25 protein-coding genes are annotated in these 26,040 nt (G+C 64.1%); 9 read left to right on the top strand and 16 right to left on the bottom strand.

All coding sequences use genetic code 11. The features are described 5' to 3' along the window. Positions 1–48: 48 nt before the first annotated feature. On the bottom strand, positions 49–906 hold the full coding sequence (locus C7I87_RS27570; protein WP_149907187.1) for an ABC transporter substrate-binding protein: 858 nt from the start codon (positions 904–906) through the stop codon (positions 49–51). Positions 907–984: 78 nt separating this feature from the next. Further along, complete coding sequence (locus C7I87_RS27565; protein WP_149907186.1) at positions 985–1,998, bottom strand: isopenicillin N synthase family dioxygenase; 1,014 nt, start codon at positions 1,996–1,998, stop codon at positions 985–987. 103 nt (positions 1,999–2,101) lie between these two features. On the opposite strand from C7I87_RS27565, the gene C7I87_RS27560 reads away from it, so the two are divergent. Both C7I87_RS27560 and C7I87_RS27555 read left to right on the top strand, forming a co-directional pair. Further along, positions 2,102–3,046, top strand: coding sequence for a nucleoside hydrolase (locus C7I87_RS27560; RefSeq protein ID WP_149907185.1), 945 nt, complete (start codon positions 2,102–2,104; stop codon positions 3,044–3,046). A 103-nt stretch (positions 3,047–3,149) separates the two neighbouring features. Continuing rightward, positions 3,150–3,824 carry a TetR/AcrR family transcriptional regulator gene (locus C7I87_RS27555; RefSeq protein ID WP_149907184.1) on the top strand — a complete coding sequence of 225 codons (675 nt, stop codon included), beginning with the start codon at positions 3,150–3,152 and terminating at the stop codon, positions 3,822–3,824. Positions 3,825–3,839: 15 nt separating this feature from the next. Here C7I87_RS27555 and C7I87_RS27550 read toward each other — a convergent pair whose 3' ends face one another. Beyond that, positions 3,840–4,481, bottom strand: a complete 642-nt coding sequence (locus tag C7I87_RS27550) for a class I SAM-dependent methyltransferase (protein WP_149907183.1) — start codon at positions 4,479–4,481, stop codon at positions 3,840–3,842. Positions 4,482–4,691: 210 nt separating this feature from the next. Between C7I87_RS27550 and C7I87_RS27545 the strand changes: the two genes are divergently transcribed. Further along, positions 4,692–6,236: a bifunctional AfsR/SARP family transcriptional regulator/alpha/beta hydrolase gene (locus C7I87_RS27545; RefSeq protein WP_149907244.1), complete on the top strand. Its 1,545-nt coding sequence runs from the start codon at positions 4,692–4,694 to the stop codon at positions 6,234–6,236. Between the two features lie 7 nt (positions 6,237–6,243). On the opposite strand, the gene C7I87_RS27540 is transcribed toward C7I87_RS27545, so the two are convergent. The 4 genes from C7I87_RS27540 to hisS all read right to left on the bottom strand — a co-directional run bounded on the left by C7I87_RS27540 (position 6,244) and on the right by hisS (position 11,434). After that, complete coding sequence (locus C7I87_RS27540; RefSeq protein ID WP_149907182.1) at positions 6,244–8,016, bottom strand: AMP-binding protein; 1,773 nt, start codon at positions 8,014–8,016, stop codon at positions 6,244–6,246. Positions 8,017–8,109: 93 nt separating this feature from the next. Then, a complete protein-coding gene (gene hisG / locus C7I87_RS27535) occupies positions 8,110–8,808 on the bottom strand; it encodes an ATP phosphoribosyltransferase (RefSeq protein ID WP_149907181.1) in 699 nt (232 codons plus the stop codon). Continuing rightward, a complete protein-coding gene (locus tag C7I87_RS27530) occupies positions 8,805–9,926 on the bottom strand; it encodes an ATP phosphoribosyltransferase regulatory subunit (RefSeq protein WP_149907180.1) in 1,122 nt (373 codons plus the stop codon). Before C7I87_RS27530 ends, hisG begins: the two co-directional genes overlap by 4 nt. A gap of 11 nt (positions 9,927–9,937) precedes the next feature. Beyond that, complete coding sequence (hisS, locus tag C7I87_RS27525; protein WP_149907179.1) at positions 9,938–11,434, bottom strand: histidine--tRNA ligase; 1,497 nt, start codon at positions 11,432–11,434, stop codon at positions 9,938–9,940. Positions 11,435–11,673: 239 nt separating this feature from the next. Here hisS and C7I87_RS27520 point away from each other — a divergent pair, with 239 nt between their 5' ends. Further along, positions 11,674–11,922: a hypothetical protein gene (locus C7I87_RS27520; RefSeq protein ID WP_149907178.1), complete on the top strand. Its 249-nt coding sequence runs from the start codon at positions 11,674–11,676 to the stop codon at positions 11,920–11,922. 37 nt (positions 11,923–11,959) lie between these two features. Here C7I87_RS27520 and C7I87_RS27515 read toward each other — a convergent pair whose 3' ends face one another. Then, complete coding sequence (locus C7I87_RS27515; protein ID WP_149907177.1) at positions 11,960–12,598, bottom strand: DNA-3-methyladenine glycosylase I; 639 nt, start codon at positions 12,596–12,598, stop codon at positions 11,960–11,962. Positions 12,599–12,810: 212 nt separating this feature from the next. Here C7I87_RS27515 and C7I87_RS27510 point away from each other — a divergent pair, with 212 nt between their 5' ends. Both C7I87_RS27510 and C7I87_RS27505 read left to right on the top strand, forming a co-directional pair. Beyond that, positions 12,811–13,548 carry a L,D-transpeptidase gene (locus tag C7I87_RS27510; protein WP_149907176.1) on the top strand — a complete coding sequence of 246 codons (738 nt, stop codon included), beginning with the start codon at positions 12,811–12,813 and terminating at the stop codon, positions 13,546–13,548. Positions 13,549–13,836: 288 nt separating this feature from the next. Continuing rightward, entirely contained in the window at positions 13,837–14,757 is a 921-nt protein-coding gene (locus tag C7I87_RS27505; RefSeq protein WP_149907175.1) for a bifunctional 5,10-methylenetetrahydrofolate dehydrogenase/5,10-methenyltetrahydrofolate cyclohydrolase, read from the top strand. Positions 14,758–14,766: 9 nt separating this feature from the next. Here the strand turns inward: C7I87_RS27505 and C7I87_RS27500 are convergent, their stop codons facing one another. The 6 genes from C7I87_RS27500 to C7I87_RS27475 form a co-directional block, all read right to left on the bottom strand. Beyond that, positions 14,767–15,774 carry a hypothetical protein gene (locus C7I87_RS27500; RefSeq protein WP_149907174.1) on the bottom strand — a complete coding sequence of 336 codons (1,008 nt, stop codon included), beginning with the start codon at positions 15,772–15,774 and terminating at the stop codon, positions 14,767–14,769. A gap of 31 nt (positions 15,775–15,805) precedes the next feature. Next, positions 15,806–17,104: a glycolate oxidase subunit GlcF gene (glcF, locus tag C7I87_RS27495; protein ID WP_149907173.1), complete on the bottom strand. Its 1,299-nt coding sequence runs from the start codon at positions 17,102–17,104 to the stop codon at positions 15,806–15,808. Between the two features lie 10 nt (positions 17,105–17,114). Further along, the gene (locus C7I87_RS27490) at positions 17,115–18,320 is read right to left on the bottom strand and encodes an FAD-binding protein (protein WP_149907172.1); all 1,206 of its coding nucleotides are present in this window, start codon (positions 18,318–18,320) and stop codon (positions 17,115–17,117) included. 76 nt (positions 18,321–18,396) lie between these two features. After that, on the bottom strand, positions 18,397–18,864 hold the full coding sequence (locus C7I87_RS27485; RefSeq protein WP_246696429.1) for an endonuclease domain-containing protein: 468 nt from the start codon (positions 18,862–18,864) through the stop codon (positions 18,397–18,399). A gap of 52 nt (positions 18,865–18,916) precedes the next feature. Beyond that, a complete protein-coding gene (locus C7I87_RS27480) occupies positions 18,917–20,413 on the bottom strand; it encodes an FAD-linked oxidase C-terminal domain-containing protein (protein ID WP_149907170.1) in 1,497 nt (498 codons plus the stop codon). A gap of 156 nt (positions 20,414–20,569) precedes the next feature. After that, positions 20,570–21,892, bottom strand: a complete 1,323-nt coding sequence (locus tag C7I87_RS27475; protein WP_149907169.1) for a DUF3422 family protein — start codon at positions 21,890–21,892, stop codon at positions 20,570–20,572. Positions 21,893–22,099: 207 nt separating this feature from the next. Between C7I87_RS27475 and C7I87_RS27470 the strand changes: the two genes are divergently transcribed. Genes C7I87_RS27470 through C7I87_RS27460 form a run of 3 tightly spaced genes read left to right on the top strand, consistent with a single transcriptional unit; the run spans position 22,100 to position 24,873 of the window. After that, positions 22,100–22,903 carry a FadR/GntR family transcriptional regulator gene (locus tag C7I87_RS27470; RefSeq protein WP_149907168.1) on the top strand — a complete coding sequence of 268 codons (804 nt, stop codon included), beginning with the start codon at positions 22,100–22,102 and terminating at the stop codon, positions 22,901–22,903. Positions 22,904–22,928: 25 nt separating this feature from the next. Continuing rightward, complete coding sequence (locus tag C7I87_RS27465) at positions 22,929–24,065, top strand: alpha-hydroxy acid oxidase (RefSeq protein ID WP_149907167.1); 1,137 nt, start codon at positions 22,929–22,931, stop codon at positions 24,063–24,065. A gap of 34 nt (positions 24,066–24,099) precedes the next feature. Then, positions 24,100–24,873, top strand: coding sequence for a metallophosphoesterase (locus C7I87_RS27460; protein ID WP_149907166.1), 774 nt, complete (start codon positions 24,100–24,102; stop codon positions 24,871–24,873). 36 nt (positions 24,874–24,909) lie between these two features. Here the strand turns inward: C7I87_RS27460 and C7I87_RS27455 are convergent, their stop codons facing one another. Both C7I87_RS27455 and C7I87_RS27450 read right to left on the bottom strand, forming a co-directional pair. Beyond that, on the bottom strand, positions 24,910–25,050 hold the full coding sequence (locus C7I87_RS27455; protein ID WP_023782442.1) for a hypothetical protein: 141 nt from the start codon (positions 25,048–25,050) through the stop codon (positions 24,910–24,912). 276 nt (positions 25,051–25,326) lie between these two features. Then, positions 25,327–26,025, bottom strand: a complete 699-nt coding sequence (locus C7I87_RS27450) for a type 1 glutamine amidotransferase (RefSeq protein WP_149907165.1) — start codon at positions 26,023–26,025, stop codon at positions 25,327–25,329. Between the last annotated feature and the right edge of the window lie 15 nt (positions 26,026–26,040).

The raw sequence follows: 26,040 nt of genomic DNA, 5'->3' as shown, positions 1-26,040 counted from the left end.
CTCCAGATTGCTGGCCGGCGCTGACCGATGATCAGGCGCCGGGTAATCTCATTCGGCGCGAAGCGCGTCCATGGAGCCGACGAAGTAGGGTTCCTTGATGGCGTATGCGCCCATGCCGTACTTGTCCAGGATAGCCTTGTAGGTGCCGTTCTTGAACAGCTCGGCAAGTGCCGCCACCATCATGTCGGCGGTCTCCTTGTCGCCCTTGGCGATCGCCATGCCGAGTGGCGCGACCTCGTAAAGCGTCGGCAGGACCACCAGCTGGCCCTTGCTCGTCACCTCGAAATAGCTCGATGCGGTGGCATCGTCCATACGCGCGTCGACCCGGTCCGAAAGCACGGCCTGGACGATGTCGGTCGAGGAATTGAACACCGACTTCTCGATGGCTTTCTGGCTCTTGTCGGTGCACTCCTTGCCGAGCTTGTCGACCAGGAAATCCGAGGCGCTGCCGGCCGAGACGCCGATGCGCTTGCCACAAAGCGGCGTATCGCCGCTGAAGCTCGTCTTCTTGTCCGGCGACGTGGAGACGGCCAGGCCGGCCTTCAGGAACATGACGAAATCGACCTGCTTCAGGCGCTCGGGCGTGGCCGAGAAGGTCTCCCAGGCGATCTTGAAGCGCCCGGCCGCAAGGCCGGGGATCATCGACGGGAACGGCGTGCGCTGGATATCGAGCTTGGCGTCGACGAGCTTGGCCACCTCGCCCGCGAGTTCGATGATGATGCCGGTCTGCTTGCCGTCGGCGTCGAGATATTCGAACGGCGCGAAGTCCAGCGTGTTGGCGACGGCGAGCGTTCCGCTCGCTTTCACCTCAGCCGATTTCGGCACATCGGCGGCCTTGGAAACCCCGCCCCAGACGGTGGCGGAGATCGCCAGCGCAAGGCTGGTCATTCGCAGATATCTGTTCATTGCTGTTCCCCTTTCTTGTCCTTGTTTGCAGTCTTCCGGCAAAGCCCGCGCCGGCAGCCGGCACGGGCCCGGCATCCCTTACGAAGCGGCGGCTTCGGCCGCCTTCTTCTTGCGGTAGTGATAATTCTTGTCGATGCGCTCCATCAGATAATCGCCATAGAGCACCGGCGCGTATTTAGGCTGTGTGCCGGCCGGCACGCAGACCGGCAGTGCTTCGATAGTCTCGTCCATCGAGGGATCGAAGAAGAAGGGCTGCGAATAGCGCTCGCGTCCGGAGCGGTTGATGACGCGGTGCGGCGTCGAGACGAACTGGTCGTTCGACCAGCGTGCCAGTATGTCGCCGACATTCATGACGAAGGAATCCGGGACCGGGGGCGCGGGAACCCAGTCGCCGGCCTTGTTCTTCACCTCGAGGCCGCCGACATTGTCCTGCGCCAAAAGGGTGATGAAGCCATAGTCGGTGTGCGGGGCCGAGCCGAAAAGCCCCTCCTCCTGGGGCTGTGTCGGATAGTGCAGCAGTCGCAGGAAGGTCGTCGGCTGCTCGAAATGGCGGTCGAGGCTGTCGGAGGGTAGTCCGAGCGAGAGCGCGATGGCGCGCACCATCTTGCGGGCGAGCGTGCCCATCTCATCGACATAATGCTCGATCGTCTGCCTGAAACCCGCCACGGCGGCCTCATCAGGCCACTGATTGGGGCCTTGCAGCGGCTTGTCGGCCAAGGCCCGGGGATCATCGGCGCCGACCTCGTGCATGAAGAAGATCGATTCGCTCTGGTTCGGCTTGCTGACGGTCGCCACCGACGAGGTCACGATGGTCGAGCCGGCAAAGGGCAGGTAGCCGCGGAAATTCTTGTCGATCTTCAACTTCGCCTTTTCCGCCTCGGGCAAGGCGAAGAAGCGCTTGGAGGCTTCGCGGACCGCTTCGACATCGGCGCGCGGAATGGGATGGCCGGTGACATAGAGGAAGCCGATCGTCTCGAGATAACGGCGCAGTGTCGCTGCCGTTGCCCGGATCGCGCCTTCGTCGTCGCCATAGAGCGCCGAGACATCGAGGATCGGAATTTCGGAAAAATCGCCGCGCTCTTGTGCATCCATTTTCGAACACCCTGTCTTGAACATAAGATACAGTACTGTATTTCTACACATCCAAACGGCCTCATCAATAGGCTTTCGATCGCAAAACGAAGGACGCGGCATCATGGCACCACGCAAGATCATCATAGACACCGATCCGGGGCAGGACGACGCGTTCGCCATCCTCTTCGCGCTGGGGTCGCCTGATGAACTCGATGTGGTCGGCATCACCACGGTCGGCGGCAACGTGCCGCTTGCCCTGACCTCGAAGAACGCGCTGAAGATCGTCGAACTCGCCGGGCGGCCGGACGTGCCGGTCCATGCCGGATGCCCGGCACCGATGGTGCGCAAGCTGATCACCGCCGAATATGTCCACGGCGAAACCGGCCTCGACGGCGCCGATCTTCCCGAACCGGCGACGCCCCTGCAGGACGAACACGCGGTCAACTACATGGTGCGCGCCATCATGGAGGCGCCGGAAGGCGAATTGACCGTCTGCACGCTCGGGCCGATGACCAACCTCGCCATGGCCATGACCATGGAGCCGAGGATCGTGCCGCGCCTGCGCGAAGTGGTTCTGATGGGTGGCGGCTTCTTCCAGGGCGGCAACGCCACGCCGGCCGCGGAGTTCAACATCTTCGTCGACCCGCATGCCGCCCACAAGGTGTTCGATAGCGGCGCGCCGGTGACCATGGCGGGCATCGACTGCACCTACACCGCGCTGATGACGCCCGAATGGCTGGAGCGCCTGCGCGCCACCGGCAGCCGCGCCGCGATCGAGGCCGCGAACCTGGCCGACTTCTACCGTCAATACGGCACCCACAAATTCGAGACGCCGGCACGCCCCATTCACGATGCCTGCGTCACCGGCTATCTCCTGGCGCCGCAGATCTACGAACAGCGCCAGTGCGCGGTGACGGTCGACATCGTCTCGCCGGAGACGATCGGCATGACCGTCGTCGACTGGTGGCACGTGACCGGGCGCCGCAAGAACTGCAACGTCCTGCGGCGCATCGATCCGGCGCCGTTCTTCGAACTGATGCTGGAGCGGATCAGCGCATTGCCCTGAGTCGCGCCTTCCGCGATAGATGGACGCTTGATGAGTCGCGAAGCGCATCGGAGCCGGCGAACGGATTTGCGGGCGTTGCGCGTGCGATGAAGGTCTTGATCGGATGAAATCGGACAGCGCCCCGGCCAAAAGCAAGAGATCGTCCAAAGCCGCCCTGCGCCCGAAGGCGGCGCGGCAGACGCTGAGCCGCGAGGCCTGGATATCAGCGGCGCGCAAGGTGCTGGAGAAGCACGGCATCGGCGAGGTCAAGATCGACCGCCTGGCGAAGCAGTTCAAGGTGACGCGCGGCAGCTTCTATTTCCATTTCACCAGCCTGGCCGATCTTCGCGACGGCCTGTTGCAGGAATGGCGAGATATCAATTGCCAGCCCTTCTGGGCGATGCGCGAGATGCTAGATATAGACGGCCTACAGTTCTTCACCGACATCGTGCATGTCTGGGTGGACGAGGCGCCGTTCAGCCCCCTGCTCGACCTCGCCGTGCGCGACTGGTCGCGAACTTCGAAAAAACTGGCGCAGGAGGTCAAGGATATCGACGACCTGCGCATCGAACTCCTGATCCGCTCCTTCCGCGCCATGGGCTATCCCGAGGATGAGAGCCTGGTCAGGGCCCGCATCACCTATTTCCACCAGATCGGCCAATACGCTCTGTCCTTCAAGGAGGACCCGGCGGTGCGCCGGAGCTACCAGCCGCTGTTCGGCGAAGTGCTGCTCGGCCCGCGGGTCCAGGAGCCGGGTTCGGCGCCGAGGCCGGTGGAAATACGCGGCGGACGGCGATAGCGGGGCGAAGGCGCATCAGCCCGTTGGGGGTATCGCGATGCCAGCATGGTGGCTTCCCAACTGCCAGAAGGGTAGCCGGAAGCGCTGACGCTCCGCTTCGACGACATGGAAGCCCGCCGCCCGGATCAGGTGCAATGGATCTCGGTTGAGGTGGCAGCCGCCGGCGAGTCGGCCCCAAGGCCGGTTCAGACGCTCCTGCCATTTGCGGCAGCGCGGCCCCTCGGCCTGGCCGTGCTCGATGAAGATCAGCCGGCCCGTGGGCTTCAGGATGCGCCGGATCTCGGTCAGCGCCGCCTCGGGATCCGGAATGGTGCAGAAGGCGTAGGTGACGACGACCGTGTCGGCGAAGGTGTCGGTCAACGGCAGTCTTTCACCGCTGGCCCGGATACAGTCGACATTGAATGGCAAGGAACGGCTCTTCGGTTCGGCCAGGCCGAGCATCGTGCCGTCGGGATCGACGCCGACCAGCCGCTTCACCCTGCCGGCGTCGTAATAGGGAAGGTTCAGGCCGGACCCGAAACCGACCTCGACGACAACGCCGTCTGCCCGTGGGATCAGGCGCCGTCGCATATGCGTGAAAACGCGGGCCGAACAGCCGACGTGGACGAAGTAGGGAGCCATGCAGCGCGCGTACCAGGAGAGACAGGATTGACACATGTCTCAGCCTCCGTGCCCTGCGCCGGCAGCGCCAACAGGGGCGCCACCGCCGGCAACAGGCCCTGCAGTGCAATGGTGGATGAGAGTATTGACCAGTGACATTTCTCGCTCCAAGGGAGTCTCATGATCGGGCCCGATCGGCCCGATGTCGTGGGAATGGATAGAAGGCCGGCGTCCCCTCAGCGTCCCCGCATGGCCGTGGTCGGATCGATGGAGCGATTGGAATTCCGATTTCTGGGTTTTCCGGAGTTCCGCTTGAACGGCCGGCGGGTGGAACTTGCCTTGCGCAAGGCGGCAGCGCTCCTCATCTACCTGGCCGAGGCCAGCGGGCCGGTGGCGCGCGATGTCGTCGCCACGCTTCTGTGGCCCGAGACCGACGAACAGGCCGCTCGCGCCCGCCTTCGGCGGACCCTCTATAAAATCCGCATCGCGTTCGGCAGAGAGATCATCGCCGCCACAGGCGCCTCGCTGAGCCTGCACCCAGCCTTGTCCGCCGAGATCGACACCAGGGTTTTCGAGCAGGCCTGCAATTCCCGCTCGCTCGATGAGGCAGCCGACGTCTACAACGACGATTATCTCGCCGGCTTCTCACTGCCGGACTGTCCGGAATTCGAGGAATGGATCTTCTTCCGGCGAGAGACCTTGCGCGGCCGGCTGGTGCAGGCGCTGGAGCGGCTCGTCGAAGCCAAGATCGCCGGCGGCGAGCCGCGCGGCGTGGTCGTTCATGCGACACGGCTGACGGCGCTCGACCCTTTGAGCGAAAGCGCGCACCGCCACTTGATCCGTGTCCACCTGGCCGCCGGGGACAGGGCAGCGGCCGAGCGCCAGATCGAGACGTGCATCCGGCTCTTGCGGGACGAACTCGGCGTAGCGCCGGACCCCGCCACGCTAGCCATGCTGCGCGAGCCAACTCAGGACGCTACCTTGGACGTGCCCAGGACGCGCTACGTCGCGGTGGACGGCATCCACATCGCGTACCAGATCGTCGGCAGCGGCCCGACGGACATCGTGCTTGTTCCCGGCTTCATTTCGCATGTCGAGCGTATCTGGGAAGACCCAGGCTGCCGCAACTGGCTGACCGCGGTTTCGCGCCTGGGTCGCCTGATCCTCTTCGACCGGCGCGGCATGGGACTTTCCGACCGGGTCGGCGCCCGTCCCACGGTCGAGGCAACGGCGCAGGATATTCTGGCGGTCATGAACGCGGCCGGCAGCCGCCGGGCCTTGCTGGTCGGCGCGTCGGAGGGCGGGCCGGGCTGTATCCGCTTCGCGGTCGCGCATCCCGATCGGCTGAGCGGCCTTGTTCTCTGGGGCTCGCTGGCGAAAGGCAGCCGTGCACCCGACTATCCCTACGCATTGACCGTCGCGCAGTATGATCTGTGGAAGCAACGCCTGCTCGCGGGTTGGGGTGGCCCAGCGGAAATCGAAACCTTCGCCCCAAGCCTCACTGGCGACCGTCAGGCGAGGACCTGGTGGGCCGGATTGCTCAGGGCGGCCTCCAGCCCGGGCGCGGTCGCGGGCCTGCTCGAGGCATTACGGGACGCCGATGTCCGTCACCTGCTGGCAAAAGTCTCCGCCCCGACGATGGTCCTCCACCGTTCCGGCGACCGCGCCGTGCGCATCGAGGCCGGGCGGTTCCTCGCGTCCAGGATTCCGGGCGCCCGGTTCATCGAGGTCGACGGCGACGACCACTGGTTCTGGGTCGGCGACCAGCAGTCGCTGCTCGACAGCATCAGTGCCTTTGTACGACGCGGCTGATCCCGCCTCACGCCGTCTTCTGTGCCACCAGTCCCAACTCTTCCGCCATCGCCTGACGCATCAGGAATTTCTGCGGCTTGCCGGTCACCGTCATCGGCAATTCGGTGCGGAAGCGGATGTGGCGCGGCACCTTGTAGTGGGCGATCTGGCCGGCGCAAAAGGCCTTGATCTCCTGTTCGGTGGCGACCTGGCCGGGCTTGAGCACGATCCAGGCGCACAGCTCCTCGCCATATTTGGCATCCGGTATGCCGAAGACCTGTACTTCCCGCACCTTGGGATGACGGTAGAGGAATTCCTCGACCTCTCTGGGATAGACGTTCTCGCCGCCGCGGATGACCATGTCCTTGACGCGGCCGACAATGTTGCAATAGCCCTCGGCGTCGATGGTGGCGAGGTCCCCGGTGTGCATCCAGCCGTCGCTGTCGATCGCCTCGCGGGTCTTTTCGTCGTCGTCCCAATAGCCCTTCATCACCGAGTAGCCGCGCGTGCAAAGCTCGCCCGGCGCGCCGACGGCAACGGTGGCGCCATCGGCATCGACCGCCTTGACCTCGACATGCGGGTGGATGCGCCCGACCGTCGAGACGCGCTTTTCCAGGGGATCGTCGACGCCGCTCTGGAACGAGACCGGGCTGGTCTCGGTCATGCCGTAGGCGATGGTCACCTCCGACATATGCATCAGCGACACCACCTTCTTCATCACCTCGATCGGGCATGGCGAACCGGCCATGATGCCAGTGCGCAGGCTGGAGAGATCGAAGGATGGGAAGTCGGGATGGTCGAGCATGCCGACGAACATGGTCGGCACGCCATAGAGGCCGGTGCAGCGCTCCTGCGATACGGCTTTCAACGTCAGGCCCGGATCAAAACCCTCACAGGGGAAAACCATGGTCGCGCCCTTCGACACACAACCCATCGTGCCCATCGACATGCCGAAGCAATGATAGAGCGGCACAGGGATGCAGAGCCGGTCGTCTACGGTTAGCTTGATGGCCGAGGTGACGAAATTGCCATTGTTGACGATGTTCAGGTGGGTCAGTGTCGCGCCCTTGGGTGCGCCCGTCGTGCCTGACGTGAACTGGATATTGATCGCATCGCCCGGCTTCAGCCCCTCGGAAATGCGGTCAAGGCTGTCATGCTCGTCGCGACCGGCCATGGCCAGCACGTCGCCGAAATTGAACATGCCTGGCGAATTCTCCTCGCCCATGCGGATGACGATCCTGAGCGCCGGCAACTTCTTTGCCTTCAGCTCGCCCGGTGTCGCCGTGGTGATCTCCGGCGCCAGCGTCTCGATCATGCCGAGATAGTCCGAGGTCTTGAAGCTGGCCGCCGTCACCAGGGCCTTGCAGCCGACCTTGTTGAGCGCATATTCCAGTTCAGTCAAACGGTAGGCCGGGTTGATGTTGACCAGGATCAGGCCGATGCGGGCGGTGGCGAACTGCGTCACCAGCCATTCCCAGCGGTTCGGCGACCAGATGCCGACCCGGTCGCCCTTATGGAGGCCGAGCGCCAGGAAGCCGGCGGCCAGCGCATCCACCGTGTCCGACAGTTCGCTCCAGGTGAAGCGCTTGTCCTGGCCGACGAACACGGCGGCATCGAGCGTGCCGTATTTGCTGACGATGTCGGAGAAAAGCTCCGGAATGGTCTTGTCGAGCAGCGGCACGGCGCGATCACCCGAGACATGCGCCCTGCCGTCCACGGGCGCGATGAAGACCCCGCCGGCGCGCGCGCCGCGTCCGCGCAGATTGGTGGCGTTCTTCAGCTCGTCGAGATTGACCGGCATCGCTGTCTCCTCCCAAGACTGGCTGAACCTATCAGCCTGCCGGGATGCTGGAAATCCCGTCGATGGTACTGGAACTCCTTCCCTGAAGGATCGCTATGCGACCGTGGCCGCCATCTTCGCTGCGATGTCGCGCAGGACGGCTTCGTCGGCGGCCGCACGTGTCTTCCTCGAGGCCACCAGACAGGCTTGCGATTTCAGGACCACGCCGTCGCCCAGCACCTTGAGATGATTGGCGCGCAGCGTCGAGCCCGTACTGGTGATGTCGACGATGACGTCTGCAAGGCCGGCCGCCGGCGCGCCCTCGGTGGCGCCGAGGCTCTCGACGATGCGATAGACCTGGATGCCGTGCTTGAGCGAAAAGAACTGTTGCGTCAGCCGCCAGTATTTGGTGGCGATCCTGAGCCGCCGGCCATGACGCTGGCGGAAATCGGCGGCGACGTCGTCGAGATCGGCCATGGTGTCGACATCGAGCCAGATGTCGGGCACCGCGACCACGACATCGGCATGGCCGAAGCCGAGACGGGCGACGATCTCGGCCCGCGCTTCCCAGTCGGCGAGATTTTCCCGCACCAGGTCCTCGCCGGTGATGCCAAGATCGACCGCGCCCTGGCCAATCTCGCCCGATATTTCGGAGGCAGACAGGAAAGCGACTTCGACATTGTTCAGGCCCTCGACGCGGGCGTGATACTTACGCTCGTCTCCCCGCAGGCTGACGGCGAGGCCGGCCTTGGCCAGCACCTCCAGGGACTGCTCCTTGAGCCTACCCTTCGATGGGATCGCCAGTGTGATCATGATGCCGCCCCCCGCAACGCCTCGATGCGGTCGAGCCACACCGAGAAGCCGACGCCGGGGATCGCGGTCTTGGCGCCGAGCAGCGTCAGCAACCTGTCGTAACGCCCGCCACCGGCCAGGGGACGCTCGCCATTAGCGGCCGCGATTTCGAAGACGATGCCGGTGTAATAATCGAGCGGACGGCCGAAAGCGGCATCGTAGCGGATTTCTCCCGAGGGCAAGCCATGCGCCTCGATTGCCTTGGCGCGAGCGGCGAACTTTTCCAACGCGGAACCCAATGAAAGCCCGGCACCAGCGGCGAAAGAATCCAGCGCCTGCGCCGCGCCATCGAGCGGCACGTCGATCGCCAGAAAACCCTTCAATGCCGCGAAGGCCTCGTTCGACAGCCGCACGCTGCGCAATTCGGCTTTCTCGATCAGCCGCCGAGCGATATCCGATGGCGCGCGCCCGGCGGATGCCGACAGGCCGGCCTTCTCCATGCCGTCGGCAATGTGCCGGGAAAGACCGTCCAGATCACCATCGAGGACGAGCGCCGCAACATCGCCAGAGAGCTGGCTGTTGCGTGGCGGGTTGGCAAGATCGGCGAGTGCTGCCTCCAGCATCAGCGCCGAGCCGAAGGCGCGGGCCAGCCGCATGCGCCAGCCGCGCGGCAGGCCGAGCGCCGCCAGCACTGCCTCGAAGATGCCCTGGTCACCGAGCGTGACCGCCAGCGACTGGCCGGGCAGCACCAGCGACAGCAGCGCATGCGCGTCGGCGACCGAGCGGGCATCGGCTTCAGCCGTGTCGCGGTCGCCGAGATCCTCGATGCCGGCCTGGAAGAACTCATTGCCGCCCTCGCGGCGCTGGCGAAACACTTCGCCGAGATAGGAGTAGCGGCGCGGCGTGCCGGCCTGGCTGGCTATATGGTCGAGGCAGACGGGAATGGTGAATTCGGGCCGCAGGCAGAGCGTCTGCCCGTTCTCGCTCTCGGTGAGGAAAATGCGGCGGCGCAGATCCTCACCGGCCATGTCGAGGAACGGATCGGCCGGCTGCAGCACCGCGACTTCGACGGCATGTGTGTTACGCGCGGCGAAGAGGGTGGTGATGTCGGCTGCGATGGCGGGGTAGCGGGAGGTCACTGGCCGCGCTCTTATTTCGCGCGCTCGCCGGCCTGCGCCGCCAAAATCTTCTTCACCTCGGTGACCAGTTCGCTTTCCGCCACCGTCACCTGCGCCGGCCTTGCTGCGCGCCATTCGGCGTTGTCGGTGATCTCGGCCGACATGCGCGCGCCTTCGATCAGGTCCTTGATCTGCAGCTCACTCTTCGCGCGCTCGTCGCCGCCTTGGATGATTGCGACCGGACAGCCGCGCCGGTCGGCATATTTGAGCTGCGCCTTCATGCCGGCGCCGCCGAGATACATTTCGGAGCGGATGCCGGCGGCGCGCAATTGCGAGACCATTTTCTGGTAGCGGCCGAGGCTTTCGGTGTCCTTGTCCATGACCAGCACGACAACCGGCGCGATCACATCGGCGCTGTCGAGCTTGCCGAGGTTCTTCAGCGCCGTCATCAGCCTGGAGACGCCGATGGAAAAACCGGTCGCCGGAACCGGCTCGCCACGGAAGCGGGAAACCAGGCCGTCATAGCGACCGCCGCCGCCGACCGATCCGAAGCGCACGATCTGGCCGTCTTCGTTGGGGATTTCGGCCAGCAGTTCGGCCTCGAAGACGGGACCGGTGTAATATTCCAGGCCGCGCACGACGGAACGATCCATGGCGATGCGGTCCTCGGCATATCCGGTGGCCCTGACCAGGGCTTCGATCGTCGCGAGTTCGCCAACGCCCTCCTGGTAGACCGCGTTCCCGCTGACGCTGGCATCCAGGCCAGCCTGCGCATTTCGCGCGGTCGCCAAAAGAACGGCCTCGGCTTGCGTATCATTCAGCCCGGCGCCCTTGGCGAAGTCGCCCTCGCCTTCCTTGCCGCCGTCCCAGCGCCCCGGGCCAAGCAGAAGCCGGACACCGTCCGGGCCGAGCTTGTCGAGCTTGTCGATTGCGCGCAGCACCGTCAGCCGGCGGCCGGCATTCTCCTCGCCGCCAAGGCCTATCGCTTCGAGCACGCCGTCCAGCACCTTGCGGTTGTTGACGCGAATGACGTAGTCGCCGCGCTTGATGCCGAGCGCTTCCATGACGTCGGCCATCATCATCGCCATCTCGGCGTCAGCCGCCACGCCCGGCGTGCCGATCGTGTCGGCGTCGAACTGCATGAACTGGCGGAAGCGGCCGGGGCCGGGCTTTTCGTTGCGGAACACCCAGCCGGAACGGTAGCTGCGATAGGGTTTTGGCAGGCGTTCGAAATTCTCGGCGACGAAACGCGCCGTGGGCGCCGTCAGGTCGTAGCGCAGGGAAAGCCACTGGTCGTCATCGTCCTGGAACGAGAACACGCCTTCGTTCGGCCGGTCCTGATCAGGCAGGAATTTGCCCAGCGCATCGGTGTATTCGATCAGCGGCTGGTCGGCCGGTTCGAAGCCATAGAGCTCATAAACCGAGCGGATCGTCGCCATCATCTTCTCGACGGCGCGGATGTCCTCGGCGCTGCGGTCGGCAAAACCGCGCGGCAGCCGCGCTTTCGTCTTTTCCGATTTGTCGGCCATGGGGTGCTTGCTCGATGTTTGTGGCGATGGCAGGTCAGTCATAGTGCGATTTTCGCAATATGATGCGATTTTCACAACGCGCGTGTCCTAAACGATGACGCATGGTGCGGCAAGGCCGCGCGCGAAGCCTCGCATGCTGCAACAAACCACTGCGGAAATGAACCAATTCCGCCACAAGCGCGGCATTCCGCCGACACAATCGCGGGCGATAAAGCGGGCCGGAACAAGGGGATCGGGCCATGGCGGTGGCGCGGAAATTCGACATCGGCTATGGCGGCGCCAGCGACCTGCACGCACATCTGCGCCCGGCCGACATCCACACTCACAAGATAACAAGCCAGGCAGCCGGTCCCTTCGAGCCCGGCGAAGGCGCCGGCCCCTCTACGCGCGACGCGCTGGTGACCGGCCTGCTGGTGATCTATCCGGCCCTCGCCATCGTGGCCGCCATTGTCGCCGGGCTATATCTGTCCGGAGCCGCCGGCACCTGATATGTGCCGGGCTGCTCTCGGGACTTGAGCCTCGCCGCTATTTCGGCCGCTTGAAAGCTTTCCGTTCCTTCTCGACCTCCTTGCGGCACACGCACCCCTCGAGATGGTCGTTGACCAGGCCCATGGCCTGCATGAAGGCGTAGACCGTGGTCGGGCCGACGAAGGTCCAGCCGCGCTTCTTCAGGTCCTTCGAGATCCGCACGGAGACCGCGGTGGTCGGGTTGGCGCGCAGATGGGCCAGGTCGACGATCTTGGGCCGCTCCTCCTTTCCGGGTTCGAACTTCCAGAACCAGGCAGCCAGCGAGCCGAATTCATCCACCATCTCGCGGGCGCGTTTGGCATTGTTGATGGTCGACACGATCTTGCCACGATGGCGGATGATGCCGGCATTGCCGAGCAGGCGCTCGACATCCCGCTCCGTGAAGGCGGCGACCTTATCGAAGTCGAAGCCGGCGAAGGCCTCGCGAAAATTCTCCCGCTTGCGCAGGATGGTCAGCCACGACAGACCCGACTGAAACCCTTCGAGGCAGATTTTCTCGAACAGCCTGCGGTCGTCGGCCACCGGCCGGCCCCATTCATGGTCATGGTAGTGCAGATAGTCGGGCAGATTGCCATGCCAAAAGCAGCGCGCGACACCGTCAGGACCGGCAAGCAGGCCGGTGTTTTCATTGCTCATCCTCAAAAACCCATCCGTTAACGCGCTTCCGCGCTGTTTTTACCGTGGCTTTACCAGATTCCTGAACCCGGCGGTAACCACACCAAAGGGTTTACTGACAGAACCGCATTTTACGCATTCCGATTCATGTTTCGGTTGCTGCTCGCCGCCAATGATCGCGCAAACCGGGACGTTCCTGCCCGGCGTATCAGACGATCAAGGGTGCGTTCCCGATGAAACTCCTGCTTCCGTTGTTCAGTGCGGCAGTGCTTGCCGCAAGCGCAATGCCCTCCCTTGCCGGCGACCGCTATGCCGACAGACCGCCGGTGATGGTGAGCCCCGACCTTTCCGCGCCCTGGGTGCTGCAGCTCGGCCATGCGCCGGGCATCGTGCGGCAGAACCGACAGGCCGCGCAGCAGCAGCAGCAGCCGCGCCAGCGCACCGCGCAGCCCGACCGCGTGCAGACGACCGCCGTGCAGGCGCCAGGCAAACGCATGGTCATGCGCCCCCAGATCAACCCGGTCTACCTGCCGCAGGAAGTCGCCTATGACGGCGCGGAGAAACCGGGCACGATCGTCATCGATACCACGCAGAATTTCCTCTATCTGGTCGAGAAGAACGGCAAGGCTCGGCGCTATGGCGTCGGCACCGGCAAGCCCGGCTTCGAATGGTCGGGTACGCACAAGATCACCAACAAGCGCGTCTGGCCCGACTGGCGTCCGCCGGCGCAGATGATCAAGCGCGAGGCGGCCAAGGGCCGCTACCTGCCGACCTATCTCGCCGGCGGCATGGAAAACCCCCTCGGCGCGCGCGCACTCTATATCGGCACGACCGAATACCGCATCCACGGCACCAACCAGCCATGGACAATTGGCGGCGCGGTATCGTCGGGCTGTATCCGCATGCGCAACGAGGATGTCGTCGACCTCTATGAACGGGTCAATGTCGGAGCGACGGTCGAAGTGATATAGTGGTAGCGAATCAGCCGGTTAAGCAGTGCTGAGCAGGTTTTGGCGCGCTGTTGCCCTCAGGCCATAGCGCACTGTTGGAAGACGTGCTTAGACTGGCAACGGGTTTACGGGGGACGGGCCGTGTGGGGATACGGCCAGTCACGAGAGGGCAGCACGGGTAACCGGGCTGCCCTTTTCGTTTCAGGTGCGACAGGTCGCCCCGGAGGCACGGCGTTTCGTTTTCAGGGCTGATTTCCGGGCCAGGCTCTGCTATTGCAGTGCACAATCTCCCCACCAAAGGTTCGAACTATGTCCGTGTCCGACGACAGCCGCTATCTTAAGGGCGGCCCGGTTGCCCAGCGCATCATCGCCGCCGTGCGCGAGGATGCGGCGATTGCCAAAGCCGAAGGTTTCCCGCCCAAGCTGATCTCGATCACCGTCGGCGATACCGACGCTGTCGATGTCTATGTGCGCAACCAGCGCGCCAAGGCTCAGCTTGCCGGCATCGATTTCGAGGAGCGGCGCTTTCCCGCCACCATCACCTCAGGCGAGCTCGAAGCGGCCATTCATGGGCTGAACGCCGATCCGCGCGTCACCGGCATCATCATCCAGCGGCCGGTTCCCGGGCATATCCCTATCAAGACGCTGCAGGCGGCCGTGCATCCGCTGAAGGACGTCGAGGGCATGCACCCGGCCTCGATCGGCAACATAGTCTACAACCAGCTCGACCTCGCGCCCTGCACGGCGGCCGCCTCGGTCGAACTGCTCAAGGAAACCGGCCTCGACCTCAAGGGGCTCGAGGTGGTTGTCGTCGGCCATTCCGAGATCGTCGGCAAGCCGATCGCCTTCCTGTTGATGAGCGAGGGTGCGACGGTGACGGTCTGCCATCACATGACGCGCTCGGTCGCCGCGCACGCCCGCCGCGCCGATGCGCTGTTCGTCGCCGTCGGCAAACCCAGGTTGATCAAGGCCGACATGGTCAAGCCAGGCGCTTGTGTCATCGACATCGGCATCAATTCCGAGATCGGACCGGACGGGGCGAGCCGCATAGTCGGCGACGTCGACACTGAAAGCGTCAAGGAAGTGGCCGCCTGGATCACGCCGGTGCCTGGCGGCGTCGGCCCGCTCACGGTGGCGATCCTGCTGCGCAACACGATGGTGGCGCTCAACCGCCAGCGCGCGCTTTATCGCGCCACTTATGGCGTGCCGGACCAGCTCGCGGCGGAATAGGCGCTGGCGTCAGGTGTATTGCGGCACGTGGCAGGTCATGCGGCTCTCCTCGTCCCAGAAGATGTAGAGCATGCCGCCGCTGCCCCAGAAGAAACCGGCCAGCGAATCAAACTGCAGCAAGAATTTCATTGGCCGGTCCGTTCCGGGAACTACCGGAAATTGCGGTCCCTGAACCCAGGACGGCAGTCCGCCGAGCCGGAACAGGTTCTGCCGCGAATTGCTTGTTCCGTAGGACTGCCTAAGCCAGCGTGGCGGTGTGGGCGCCAGACGGACTGTGCTCTTCCTCGTCATCGGTTGAGGCGTGAAATCGTTGTCGGAGTGAAATGGTGCAATCGGAGTCGGCCTGCCCTCTTCATCATGCACGTAAAAGGTGACCTCCAGTGAGCCATGGCACGTCTCGATGCGAAGCCGAGGCAGAGACAAATTTGCCGAGACACCGAAGTTGTCCAGGGTGATCAGATGCGCCAGCCTTTCGCTGCAAGTTGGACATTGACCCGTTCCTTCACCACCGATCGTGAATGGCTGCCCCGCCGTCGGCAGATGCCAGGTGGGATGATTGACGCGTGTTGGAAAGAACGGGTCGTCCGGCGCACCGCCTTCAAAGACAAGGTGATGACATCCGGGGGGTGAGCGAGGATCGGCATGGGTCAGCCAGTCTTCGAAATCGGGAATATTCGCCAGCACGTCGTCCGGGAACAGGTTAGGCTGCTGCAAAGCTGCTCCCGACAACAGGTCATCGACATCGGTCCCGCGCTTCGCCTCCCCTTGCAGAAAGAATGCAAGACGGGCCAGGCCCGCATCATCGAGAAACGAAACGGCATCTTCGATCAAAGGGGTCTGATGGACACCGGCTTTGATAGCTGCCTTGATCAGCGCAAACAGGAATTCAGATCCGCCGCTCAGGTGCCGAGCCACGATTGCCGTGCACTCTTCATAGCGCGCCTGGCGTGTCAGCCGCGGCGTCTTCGACAACAGCCGAACGACGGTTTCGATCTCCAGCGTTTCCAAATCGGTCATCGCCAGATTCTCTCGCGCAAATTGTTTGCGATCAACTTAGTTTGGGCGGCTCGCCGCCATAGGCCCAGTCGAGCAGCTTGATCGTGTGCACCACCGGCATCCTGGCGGCGGACGCGATCTGCGTGATGCAGCCGATATTGCCGGTGGCGACAATCGAGGCACCCGTCGCCTCGATGTTTTTCACCTTGCGATCGCGCAGTTTTGCCGAAATCTCGGACTGCAGGATGTTGTAGGTGCCGGCCGAACCGCAGCACAGATGGCCTTCGCGTGGCTCGCGCACGACGAAACCGGCCTTTGCGAGCAGTTCCTTCGGCTGGCGCGTTATCTTCTGGCCGTGCTGCATGGAGCAGGCCGAGTGATACGCAACGACCGTGCCCGGCCTGCGCACCGGTTCAGGCAGTTCGATGGCCGACAGATATTCGGTGATGTCCTTGGCCAGCGCCGACACGCGCGCTGCCTTGTCGGCATAGGCCGGATCAAGACGCAGCATGAAGCCGTAATCCTTGATCGTCGTGCCGCAGCCCGACGCGGTGATGATGATGGCGTCGAGCCGGCCCTGGTCGATGGCGCGTGTCCAGGCATCGACATTCTGCCTGGCCGAGGCCAGCGCCGCCTCTTCCCGCCCCATGTGATGGACCAGTGCGCCGCAGCAGCCCTCGCCCGGTGGCACAACCACCTCGACGCCAAGCCGTGTCAGCAACGAGATGGTGGCGTCGTTGATGGCGGGGTCGAGCACCGACTGCGCGCAACCGGTAAGGATGGCGACGCGGCCCTTTTTAGTTCCCTGCCCGGCATGGACGCCGGGCGAGGCCATCGGCGAGGGCGCGGGGATCGATGCCGGTGCGAGCCTGAGCATCGCGCCAAGCGGCTTGAGCGCCGGGAGCTTCTCGAACAGGCCGATGAACGGTTTGCCGAGTTTAGCCAATTTGAGCGCGGCGCGGAATCGCTGGGGATAAGGCAGCACGAAGGCCAGCATGGCGCGGGTCAACCGGTCGAGCAGCGGCCGCTTGTAAGTTTCCTGGATATGGGCGCGGGCATGGTCGACCAGGTGCATGTAGTTGACGCCTGACGGGCAGGTGGTCATGCAGGCCAGGCAGGACAGGCAGCGGTCGATATGGGTGACGATCTCCTTGTCGGCGGGACGGCCGTTCTCCAGCATGTCCTTGATCAGGTAGATGCGCCCGCGCGGTGAATCGAGCTCGTTGCCAAGCGTTACATAGGTCGGGCAAGTAGCGGTGCAAAAGCCGCAATGCACGCATTTGCGCAGGATCTTTTCGGACTCGGCGACATGCGGATCGGCAAGCTGTGCGGGCGAAAAATTGGTCTGCATCTCTGATGTCCTAGGCCATGCGGCCGGGATTGAGGATGTTCTTCGGGTCGAATTCCTGTTTCAGCCGCTGGCTGAGCGCCGCCAACGCCGGCGCCTGCGGCTCGAACACCGCCAGGGCCGCCCGATGAGAAGGGGTAGCGCGCACCAGCGTCGCGTGGCCGCCGCCATGTTTTTTTAGAAGCCCGCGCAGCAAGGCGGCTTCCGGTTCGCCTCCCTCCATGCGCAGCCACACCAGCCCACCCTGCCAGTCGTAGAAGGCACTGACGGCGGCCTGCATGCGCAGCGTCAGCACCATCTGATGCCCCTGGGCGGGCGTCATCGAGACCCGCCAGACCGGCTTCTCGCTGCCATCGACGAAGGGCCTGATATCGCGCACGTCGCGCCAGATTGCCTTGGAGGTCTCACTGGCAATCTCCTCCAGCGGCCCGGCCTTGCCAAGCAGTGTCTTCAGCGCGGTGATGCGGTAAGCAACGGACGGGCCAAAGCCTTCGACGCGCAGCAGCGTGGCGGCTTCACTGCCGAGCGCACCGCCCGCCACGCGCGCGGCGATGCGCTCCGGCAAGTGGGCAGCGCTCGACACTTCCGCGCTTGAGCCGAGCGCCAGAGCCATGGCGCTCGCTGCGGCATCGTCGAGCAGCCCACGGACGGCGAGCGTCACCTCGGTCTCGGCTGCCGGCAGCACCTTGAAGGTGACGTCGGTGAACACGGCCAGCGTGCCCCAGCTGTTGGCCATCAGCTTGGAGAGATCATAGCCGGTGACATTCTTGACCACGCGGCCGCCCGACTTGAAGGCCTCGCCTCGGCCGGAGACGACATTGATGCCGAGGATATGATCGCGCGCGGCGCCCGCCTTCAGCCGGCGCGGGCCGCACAGGTTGGTGCCGAGCACGCCGCCGATGGTGCCTTTGCCCGGCTTGCCGCCGAGCAGCGGGCCGTAGTCCATCGGCTCGAAGGCGAGTTGCTGGCCATTTTCAGCCAGCAGCTTGTCGACCTCGGCCAGCGGCGTGCCTGATTTGGCCGACAGCACCAGTTCGGCCGGTTCATAAAGGGTCACGCCCGAGAGTTTCGACAGGTCGAGTGTATGCTCGGTCTGCAACGGACGGCCAATGCCGCGCTTTGAGCCGTGGCCGATGATTTCGAGCGGCGACTCTTCCGCCGCGGCCCAGGCGACGGTAGAGAGGACTTCATCTGGGGTAAGGGGGGTGAAGATGCTCATATTCGCACCTGGTTCCTCGCCCCCGCAAAGCGGGGGAGAGGTGGCTCGGGCGAAGCCCGAGACGGAGAGGGGGCCATCATAGAGCGTCGCCTCCAATTTTCTTGGCTGCGAAAACGAACCTCAGATCCGTGGCGACCACGTCTTCGGCTAATCGCCCCTCGAGCACGGCAAGAATGATCTCGCAGACAGTCCGGCGAGTCTTGAGAACATCGACATTCCAGAAACGCAGCACCGAAAAGCCCTCGCCGCGCATAAATTCATCGCGCCGTCTGTCGTAGGAACTCTCTGCGTGCTGGCTTCCGTCCAATTCGACAACCAGCTTTTCGCTACGGCAGGCAAAGTCCGCGAAATAAGGTCCGACAGGCATCTGACGGATGAATTTGTAGCCAGCGAGGCGTTTTGCCTTCAACTCGCTCCAGAGAACTGCCTCCGCTTGATTGTCGCCCTGGCGAAGCGCGCGGGCGCGGGCGATCCTTTCAGGTGAGCGGCGGCTTGGCACGTCGGTCGCAGGCCCCCTCTCCGTCTCGGGCTCCGCCCGAGCCACCTCTCCCCCGCTTTGCGGGGGCGAGGAACCCAAGTTCTGCGGCCCCGTCATCTCAAAACCTCGGAATGTCGGGAAACGCCACCTGCCCGCGATGCACGTGCATGCGACCGAGTTCCGCGCAACGGCGTAATTGCGGGAACACCTTTCCGGGATTGAGCAGATGATTGGGATCGAAGGCGCATTTGACGCGCATCTGCTGGTCGAGATCGACCTGGTTGAACATTTCCGGCATCAGGTCGCGCTTTTCGACCCCGACGCCATGCTCGCCGGTCAAGACACCGCCGACCTTGACGCAGAGCCGCAAAATGTCGGCGCCAAAGCTTTCGGCCTTGTCGAGTTCACCCGGCACGTTGGCATCGTAGAGGATCAGCGGGTGCAGATTGCCGTCGCCAGCGTGAAAAACATTGGCGACGCCGAGACCGTATTTTTCCGACAGCTCGCGCATGCCGTGCAGGACGCGCGGCAGTTCCTTGCGCGGGATGGTGCCGTCCATGCAGTAGTAATCGGGCGAGATGCGGCCGACCGCGGGGAACGCTGCCTTGCGGCCGGCCCAAAAACTCAGCCTCTCCTGCTCGGATTGCGAGATACGGCAGGTGGTCGAGCCGTTGCGGATGGCGATCGCCTCGACGGCGGTGATGAGGTGGTCGACCTCGACGCTCGGGCCATCGAGTTCGACGATCAGCAGCGCCTCGACGTCGAGGGGATAGCCGGCATGGACGAAATCCTCGGCAGCATGGATCGCCGGCCGGTCCATCATTTCCATGCCGCCGGGAATGATGCCGGCGCCGATGATGTCGGCGACGCACTGGCCTCCCTGCTCGCTGGTCGGAAAGCCGATCAGCAGGGCGCGCGCGGTCTCCGGCTTCTTCAGGATGCGCACTGTGACCTCGGTGACGACGCCGAGCAAACCTTCCGAGCCGGTCATGACGCCGAGCAGGTCATAGCCTTCCGCGTCGAGGTGGCCGCCGCCGAGCCTCACCACCTCGCCATTCATCAGCACTATCTCGATGCCCAGCACATTGTTGGCGGTGAGGCCGTATTTCAGGCAGTGCACGCCGCCGGAGTTCTCGGCCACGTTGCCGCCGATCGAGCAGGCGATCTGGGAGGATGGATCCGGGGCGTAGTAAAAGCCCTCCTCCTCGACGGCGGTGGTAATGCCGAGATTGGTGACGCCCGGCTGGGCTACGACAATGCGGTTGGGAAAATCGATCTGGAGGATGCGGTTGAACCGGCTCATGACGAGCAGCACCGCGTCCTCCAGCGGCAGCGCGCCGCCGGACAGCGAGGTGCCGGAGCCGCGCGGCACGACGCGGATGTTGCGGTCGTTGCAGTATTTCAGCACGCGCGAGACCTGCGCCACCGTCTCGGGCAGGACCACGACCAGCGGCACTTGCCGGTAGGCGGTCAGACCATCGCTTTCGAAGGCGCGCATTTCATTGGCGGCGTCGACCACGCCCTCGCCCGGCACGATGATGCGCATGTCGGCGACGATTTCGTTGCGCCGGCGCAGCGTCCCGGCGTCTGGCTTGGGCATGGCAAGGCCGGACATCGGCACTTCCTCCACTCGACTGGTAAAAATGATTTACCAGCTAGCGACATTTGTTGCAAACCTTGCTTTGGTAGTCTCCGGGCGGCGGAGGCAGGCAAAGCTTCCGCAGCGGCAATCTGCCGCTGCACATCCATAGCGCTTGAGGCGTAGAGCGGACTATTCGCCCGGATGTTTGGCCGGCTCGGAATGCATGCGACGCACACGGCGCACGCCCCACCAGACCAGGAGAATGGCGACCGGCACCGATGCGGCAGTGACGACCTCCGGCGCGAAGGCGTGGCCAAAGACTGACGCACCTTTGGCGACATAGCCGATGAGGCCTACGACGTAATAGGAGACGGCGGCGACCGAGAGGCCTTCGACGGTCTGCTGCAGGCGCAATTGCAGGCGGGCCCGGTTGTTCATCGAGGCGAGCAGGTCGCGGTTCTGCTTTTCGACCTCGACGTCGACCCAGGTGCGCAGCAGCGTGGTGGCACGGGTCAGCTTGCGTGACAGATTGGCCTGGCGCTCCTCGACCGAGCGGCAGGTGCGCATGGCTGGCGCCATGCGTCGCAGCAGAAAGCCCGCCCAGGTGTCGTAGCCCTGCACAGGCTCCTCATCCAGGGCCTCCAGCCTTTCCGTGACGATCCCATCATAGGCGCGGCTGGCGCCGAAGCGGTAGAGGCTGGAGGCAGCGTCGGCCTCCAATTCGGCCGCGAGTTCAGTCAGGTCGGCGAGCAGCGTCTGGCTGTCGCGGGTCTCGGCCACCTTCATTTCCAGCGTCGTCTGGGCCAGGCGATCCTCGATGCGGCGAGCGCGGCCGGACAAGGTGAGCGCCAGCGGCAGGCCGAGCATGGCAAGCGTGCGGTAGGTCTCGATGTCGATCAGCCGCTGCGACAGCGCGCCCGTGCTGGCCGGAGTCAGACCACGGTCGAGCACCAGCATGCGGGTCATGCCGTCGCCGTCCTGGCGGAAGTCGGTTACGATGGCCGCATTGCCGCGCTCGACCACCGAGTAACTCAGGCTGGTTGGGTCGAAACCGGCGACCAGCCGTTCGGCTGCCTGCGTCCATTTACGGATCTCGAGCCGGATGCCCGAGATGACGGTTCCCGGCGGCGAAAAGCCATTGCCGAAGGGCGAATCCTCTTGGCCCCGGCCATTCTCGGCCAGCGGCCCTTCCCAGAGATAGGTCGAAAATTCCGTATGCCGCTCCCAGCGCAGCGTGCCCTTGCCCCATTTCATGGCGTGGTGGCGGGCATGACGCTCGGGGGCGGCGATGCCGAGGCGGCGCGACAGCTCTGAAAGCACGGCATGGTCGACCGCGGAACCTCCTTCGGTCATGAAGGAGAGCTGGACGAGCACACGCGGTTTCTCGACCAGCGGATGTGGGCGGGCATGAACCTCGCCGAGCGCGCCGGGCCGGCCTTCATGCGCCGGAAAGCCCATGACGCTGCCCTGGCTGCGCGGCTGGAATTCAAGATTGGACGTCTCGTCCGACACGTCTGGTCCCCCTGGTTTCGACCTTCGTGCAATGGCGTCGTCTTGCGGCAATCAGCAAGGGACGTAAACAGCAAAGTTTAGCGGGAGGCGATATGCCGGCGCGGCGCGAAAATCGACTACACAAGACGAATTGGATAAATAATTTGACCAGTTGACGACGGAAGCATTAATCTGCGCGACATTCATTCCGTTCTCCAGGCGCTTCCTTTGAGCGACATTTTCTCCAGGATCGAGCATTCGCGCACCGCCGACGAGGTGGTGCAGCAGATCGAGAGCCTTATTCTCGAAGGCGTGCTGCGCACCGGCGACCGGCTGCCGGGCGAGCGCGAGCTGGCACGCCAGTTCGAGGTCTCGCGGCCAATCTTGCGCGATGCGCTGAAGGCGCTCGAAGGGCGCGGCCTGCTGTCGACCCGTCCGGGCGGCGGCACGCACGTCGCCGACATCATCGGCCAGCTGTTCACCAAGCCGGTGGCGGACCTGATCTCGACGCATCGCAAGGCGGTGGCCGACTATCTGGAATACCGCCGCGAGATCGAAGGCATAGCCGCCGAATATGCGGCGCGGCGCGCCACACCGGAAGACCTCGCCCTGCTCGACCGCATCATGGCGCGCATGGACGAGGCGCATCGCACCGGCGACTTCGACGACGAGGCCGAGATCGACGTCGAGTTCCATCATGCGATCTGCGAATGCGCGCACAACATCCTGCTCTTGCACACGCTGCGCTCCTGCTACCGGCTGCTTTCGGAAGGCGTGTTCCAGAACCGGCTGCTGGTGTTCACCGTGCCCGGCGCGCGCGAGGCGCTGCTGGCGCAGCACCGGGCGATCCACACCGCGGTCAAGGCCGGCGACCCAGCCGGCGCCCGCCAGGCGGCGATGGACCACATGATTTATGTCGAGCGTTCGATGGCGGAAGCCGAACGCAGCGGCGACTGGCAACGCGTGTCGCGGCTGAGGCTGCGGCAGCGTTCGGAAGCCGGCGACAGCGAACCAGCGCGCAGACGCTCCTAGTCAGTTCGATCAAGCGGGGACCACCATGAGCGACATTCTCACCATCGCAGACCTCAAGGATCTCGCGCGCCGGCGCGTGCCCAAGATGTTCTTCGACTATGCCGACTCGGGCGCCTGGACCGAGAGCACCTACAGGGCGAACGAGGAAGACTTCCAGAAGATCAAGTTCCGCCAGCGCGTGCTGGTCGACATGAGCAACCGCTCGCTGGAATCGACCATGATCGGTCAGAAAGTGTCGATGCCGGTAGCGCTGGCGCCGACCGGCCTGACCGGCATGCAGCATGCCGATGGCGAGATGCTGGCAGCGCAGGCTGCGGAGGAATTCGGCGTGCCGTTCACGCTCTCGACGATGAGCATCTGCTCGATCGAGGATGTCGCCTCGGTGACGAAGAAACCGTTCTGGTTCCAGCTCTATGTGCTGCGCGACAAGGATTTCGTGCTCGACCTGATCGACCGGGCGAAGGCGGCGAAGTGTTCGGCGCTGGTGCTGACGCTCGACCTGCAGATCCTCGGCCAGCGCCACAAGGATGTCCGCAACGGTCTTTCGGCGCCACCCAAGATGACGCTTGCCAACATCATCGACCTGGCCCTCAAGCCGCGCTGGTGCCTAGGGATGGCCGGTACCAAGCGTCGCACCTTCCGCAACATCGTCGGCCATGCCAAGGGCGTCGGCGACGTCTCTTCGCTGTCGTCCTGGACGACAGAGCAGTTCGATCCGCAACTGTCGTGGAAGGACGTTGCGTGGATCAAGGAGCGCTGGGGCGGCAAGCTGATCCTGAAGGGCATCCTCGACAAGGAAGACGCGCTGATGGCCGCCAAGACCGGCGCCGACGCGATTATCGTTTCCAACCATGGCGGGCGGCAGCTCGATGGCGCGTCGTCCTCGATCATGGTGCTGGAGGAAATCGCCGATGCGGTTGGCAACCAGATCGAGGTGCATATGGACGGCGGCATCCGCTCCGGCCAGGACGTATTGAAAGCGCTCTGCCTGGGCGCCAAGGGCACCTATATCGGCCGGCCATTTCTTTACGGGCTGGGCGCGCTCGGCAAGGAAGGGGTTACCAAAGCGTTGGAAATCATCCGCAAGGAGATGGACATCACGCTGGCGCTGTGCGGAAAGCGTCTGGTCACAGACATGGGCAAGGACCAGCTCCGACGCTAGGTCCGTGACGTCTGACCACGGAGACATCCAGACCTTGGCGGAACCCGGCATCCATTTCCTCGACGCACACGGGCCGGACGGCGTGCGTCTTTACGCGATCGGCGACGTGCATGGCCGGCTCGACCTGCTGGCCGCCATGCATGGCCAGATAAAGGCCGAGATCGCGAGGGACCTGGTCGCTGACTGGCGCATCATTCATCTTGGCGACTATGTCGATCGCGGACCGGATTCCAAGGGCGTCATCGACTTCCTGATCGAGGCGCGCGAACGCGATCCGCGAAATATGATGCTGGCCGGCAACCACGACATCGGCTTTCTCGATTTTCTCAAGGCACCCGATCCCGAAGGGCTCTTCATCCGCTTTGGCGGCATCCAGACCGCGCAATCCTATGGGGTGACGATCAACAACGGCAACGGCGTTTGGTTCGGCAAGGCGGAAGCAACCATGCGCAAGGGCCATCAAGCCTTGCTCGAAGCCGTGCCGCAAAGCCATATCGATTTCCTGCGATCGCTGCCGTTCTCGGTAACATCTGGCGACTTCTTCTTTTGCCATGCCGGCGTCAGGCCAGGCATTGCGCTGGAGAATCAGAACCCGCAGGACCTGATCTGGATCCGCGACGTCTTCCACGACCACACCGGCCTCTTCGCCAAGATCGTGGTCCATGGCCACACACCGGTCCCGGAGGCGGAAGTGATGGCCAACCGCGTCAATGTCGACACGCTTGCCTGGCAATCAGGCATGCTTACCGCGCTCGTCGTGGACGGCGCGGACAAACGCATCCTGGAAATGTCGATAAGGGAGCCTTGAGACCCCGGCGTCCGTGGACGCGAGGGATGCGTTGGCTCAGCGCAGGGAGGCGGTGACGCCGTAGCCGTCGACTGCATTGTGATTGTTGGCGGCATCGGCGGCGTAAATGCCAAGACCGCAAAGCACGATGGCGGACAGCATGGCAAAGGACAGAAGCGCTGCTTTCACGGAGGTCATCTCTTGTTGAGCTTCCTGCATCTGTGCACGAGGCGGTTACCAATGTGTTGAAACGGAAAATACGTCTCAAAGTTTCGACGATTTCGCGCTTCTAGGCGTGTTCCGTATCGATGGTGTGTCGCACGGGCCACACAAAAGGTTCATCCCGGTTGCACAGCCGACGTAGGGCGCGCGCCTTCTAGGATAGCGGCCGGACACAAGCCAAGCATGAAAAGGTTTTCCCCAGACGGATTCCCGACCGAGTGCCAATTATGTCACGCGAAGCGTGAGCGGAGGTTAGATCGTCGCCACCCAGGCACGGGCGATGGCGAGACCGGCAGCATCGGCGTCAGCGCCGTTGCGGGCCATTTCGCCATCGAGCTTACCGGCCCAATCGGGATGGCGCGCGGCAATGGTCGGCGCGAAGGAAGAGCTCCAGTCTTTCACCATCGGCCGGTCGGCCTCGAAATGGAACTGAAAGCCGTAGACGGCGCGGCCCACGCGAAACGCCTGGTTTTCGGCGACATCGTTGCCGGCAAGCCGCACGGCGTTTTCGGGCAATACGAACGTATCGTCGTGCCACTGGAAGATCGGGAACTTTTCCGGCAGATCAGCCAGCACCGGATCGGCCTTGGCATCCGGCGTCAGCGACACGCCGCGCCAGCCGAATTCGTTGGCGCCGCCAATGCGGTTCTCGCCGCCAAAGGCGCGGGCGACGAGTTGGCTGCCGAGACAGATACCGAGCACGGCACGGTCCTTGCCGGCGAAATCGCGGGTCAGTTCGAGCAACGCCGGGAAATAGGGATATTCTTCGTCGGCCAACGCGTTCTGGCCGCCTCCGAGCACCACCATGGCATCATGGCCGGTTGCGTCCTCAGGCAGCGGATCGCCCTTATAGGGGAGGCGCAGGTCGAGATCGGCGCCCGCTTCCGCGAGGGCCGCGCCAACCTGGCCAAGGCCGGTATTGTCGTAGTTCTGGACCACCAGCACCCGCATCGCAAACCCTGCTGA

Origin of the sequence: Mesorhizobium sp. SARCC-RB16n (assembly GCF_008520305.1) — a bacterium.
Taxonomy (GTDB): domain Bacteria; phylum Pseudomonadota; class Alphaproteobacteria; order Rhizobiales; family Rhizobiaceae; genus Mesorhizobium.
Note: the sequence above shows the minus strand (reverse complement) of the source record. Positions and strands in the feature narration are given on the sequence as shown.

Excerpts from the sequence above, each read along its gene's own strand:
- C7I87_RS27570 (WP_149907187.1), bottom strand. The coding sequence starts at position 906 with ATGAACAGATATCTGCGAATGACCAGCCTTGCGCTGGCGATCTCCGCC.
- C7I87_RS27565 (WP_149907186.1), bottom strand. The coding sequence starts at position 1,998 with ATGGATGCACAAGAGCGCGGCGATTTTTCCGAAATTCCGATCCTCGAT.
- C7I87_RS27560 (WP_149907185.1), top strand. The coding sequence starts at position 2,102 with ATGGCACCACGCAAGATCATCATAGACACCGATCCGGGGCAGGACGAC.
- C7I87_RS27555 (WP_149907184.1), top strand. The coding sequence starts at position 3,150 with ATGAAATCGGACAGCGCCCCGGCCAAAAGCAAGAGATCGTCCAAAGCC.
- C7I87_RS27550 (WP_149907183.1), bottom strand. The coding sequence starts at position 4,481 with ATGTGTCAATCCTGTCTCTCCTGGTACGCGCGCTGCATGGCTCCCTAC.
- C7I87_RS27545 (WP_149907244.1), top strand. The coding sequence starts at position 4,692 with ATGGAGCGATTGGAATTCCGATTTCTGGGTTTTCCGGAGTTCCGCTTG.
- C7I87_RS27540 (WP_149907182.1), bottom strand. The coding sequence starts at position 8,016 with ATGCCGGTCAATCTCGACGAGCTGAAGAACGCCACCAATCTGCGCGGA.
- hisG (WP_149907181.1), bottom strand. The coding sequence starts at position 8,808 with ATGATCACACTGGCGATCCCATCGAAGGGTAGGCTCAAGGAGCAGTCC.
- hisS (WP_149907179.1), bottom strand. The coding sequence starts at position 11,434 with ATGGCCGACAAATCGGAAAAGACGAAAGCGCGGCTGCCGCGCGGTTTT.
- C7I87_RS27520 (WP_149907178.1), top strand. The coding sequence starts at position 11,674 with ATGGCGGTGGCGCGGAAATTCGACATCGGCTATGGCGGCGCCAGCGAC.
- C7I87_RS27515 (WP_149907177.1), bottom strand. The coding sequence starts at position 12,598 with ATGAGCAATGAAAACACCGGCCTGCTTGCCGGTCCTGACGGTGTCGCG.
- C7I87_RS27510 (WP_149907176.1), top strand. The coding sequence starts at position 12,811 with ATGAAACTCCTGCTTCCGTTGTTCAGTGCGGCAGTGCTTGCCGCAAGC.
- C7I87_RS27505 (WP_149907175.1), top strand. The coding sequence starts at position 13,837 with ATGTCCGTGTCCGACGACAGCCGCTATCTTAAGGGCGGCCCGGTTGCC.
- C7I87_RS27500 (WP_149907174.1), bottom strand. The coding sequence starts at position 15,774 with ATGACCGATTTGGAAACGCTGGAGATCGAAACCGTCGTTCGGCTGTTG.
- glcF (WP_149907173.1), bottom strand. The coding sequence starts at position 17,104 with ATGCAGACCAATTTTTCGCCCGCACAGCTTGCCGATCCGCATGTCGCC.
- C7I87_RS27490 (WP_149907172.1), bottom strand. The coding sequence starts at position 18,320 with ATGAGCATCTTCACCCCCCTTACCCCAGATGAAGTCCTCTCTACCGTC.
- C7I87_RS27480 (WP_149907170.1), bottom strand. The coding sequence starts at position 20,413 with ATGTCCGGCCTTGCCATGCCCAAGCCAGACGCCGGGACGCTGCGCCGG.
- C7I87_RS27465 (WP_149907167.1), top strand. The coding sequence starts at position 22,929 with ATGAGCGACATTCTCACCATCGCAGACCTCAAGGATCTCGCGCGCCGG.
- C7I87_RS27455 (WP_023782442.1), bottom strand. The coding sequence starts at position 25,050 with ATGACCTCCGTGAAAGCAGCGCTTCTGTCCTTTGCCATGCTGTCCGCC.
- C7I87_RS27450 (WP_149907165.1), bottom strand. The coding sequence starts at position 26,025 with ATGCGGGTGCTGGTGGTCCAGAACTACGACAATACCGGCCTTGGCCAG.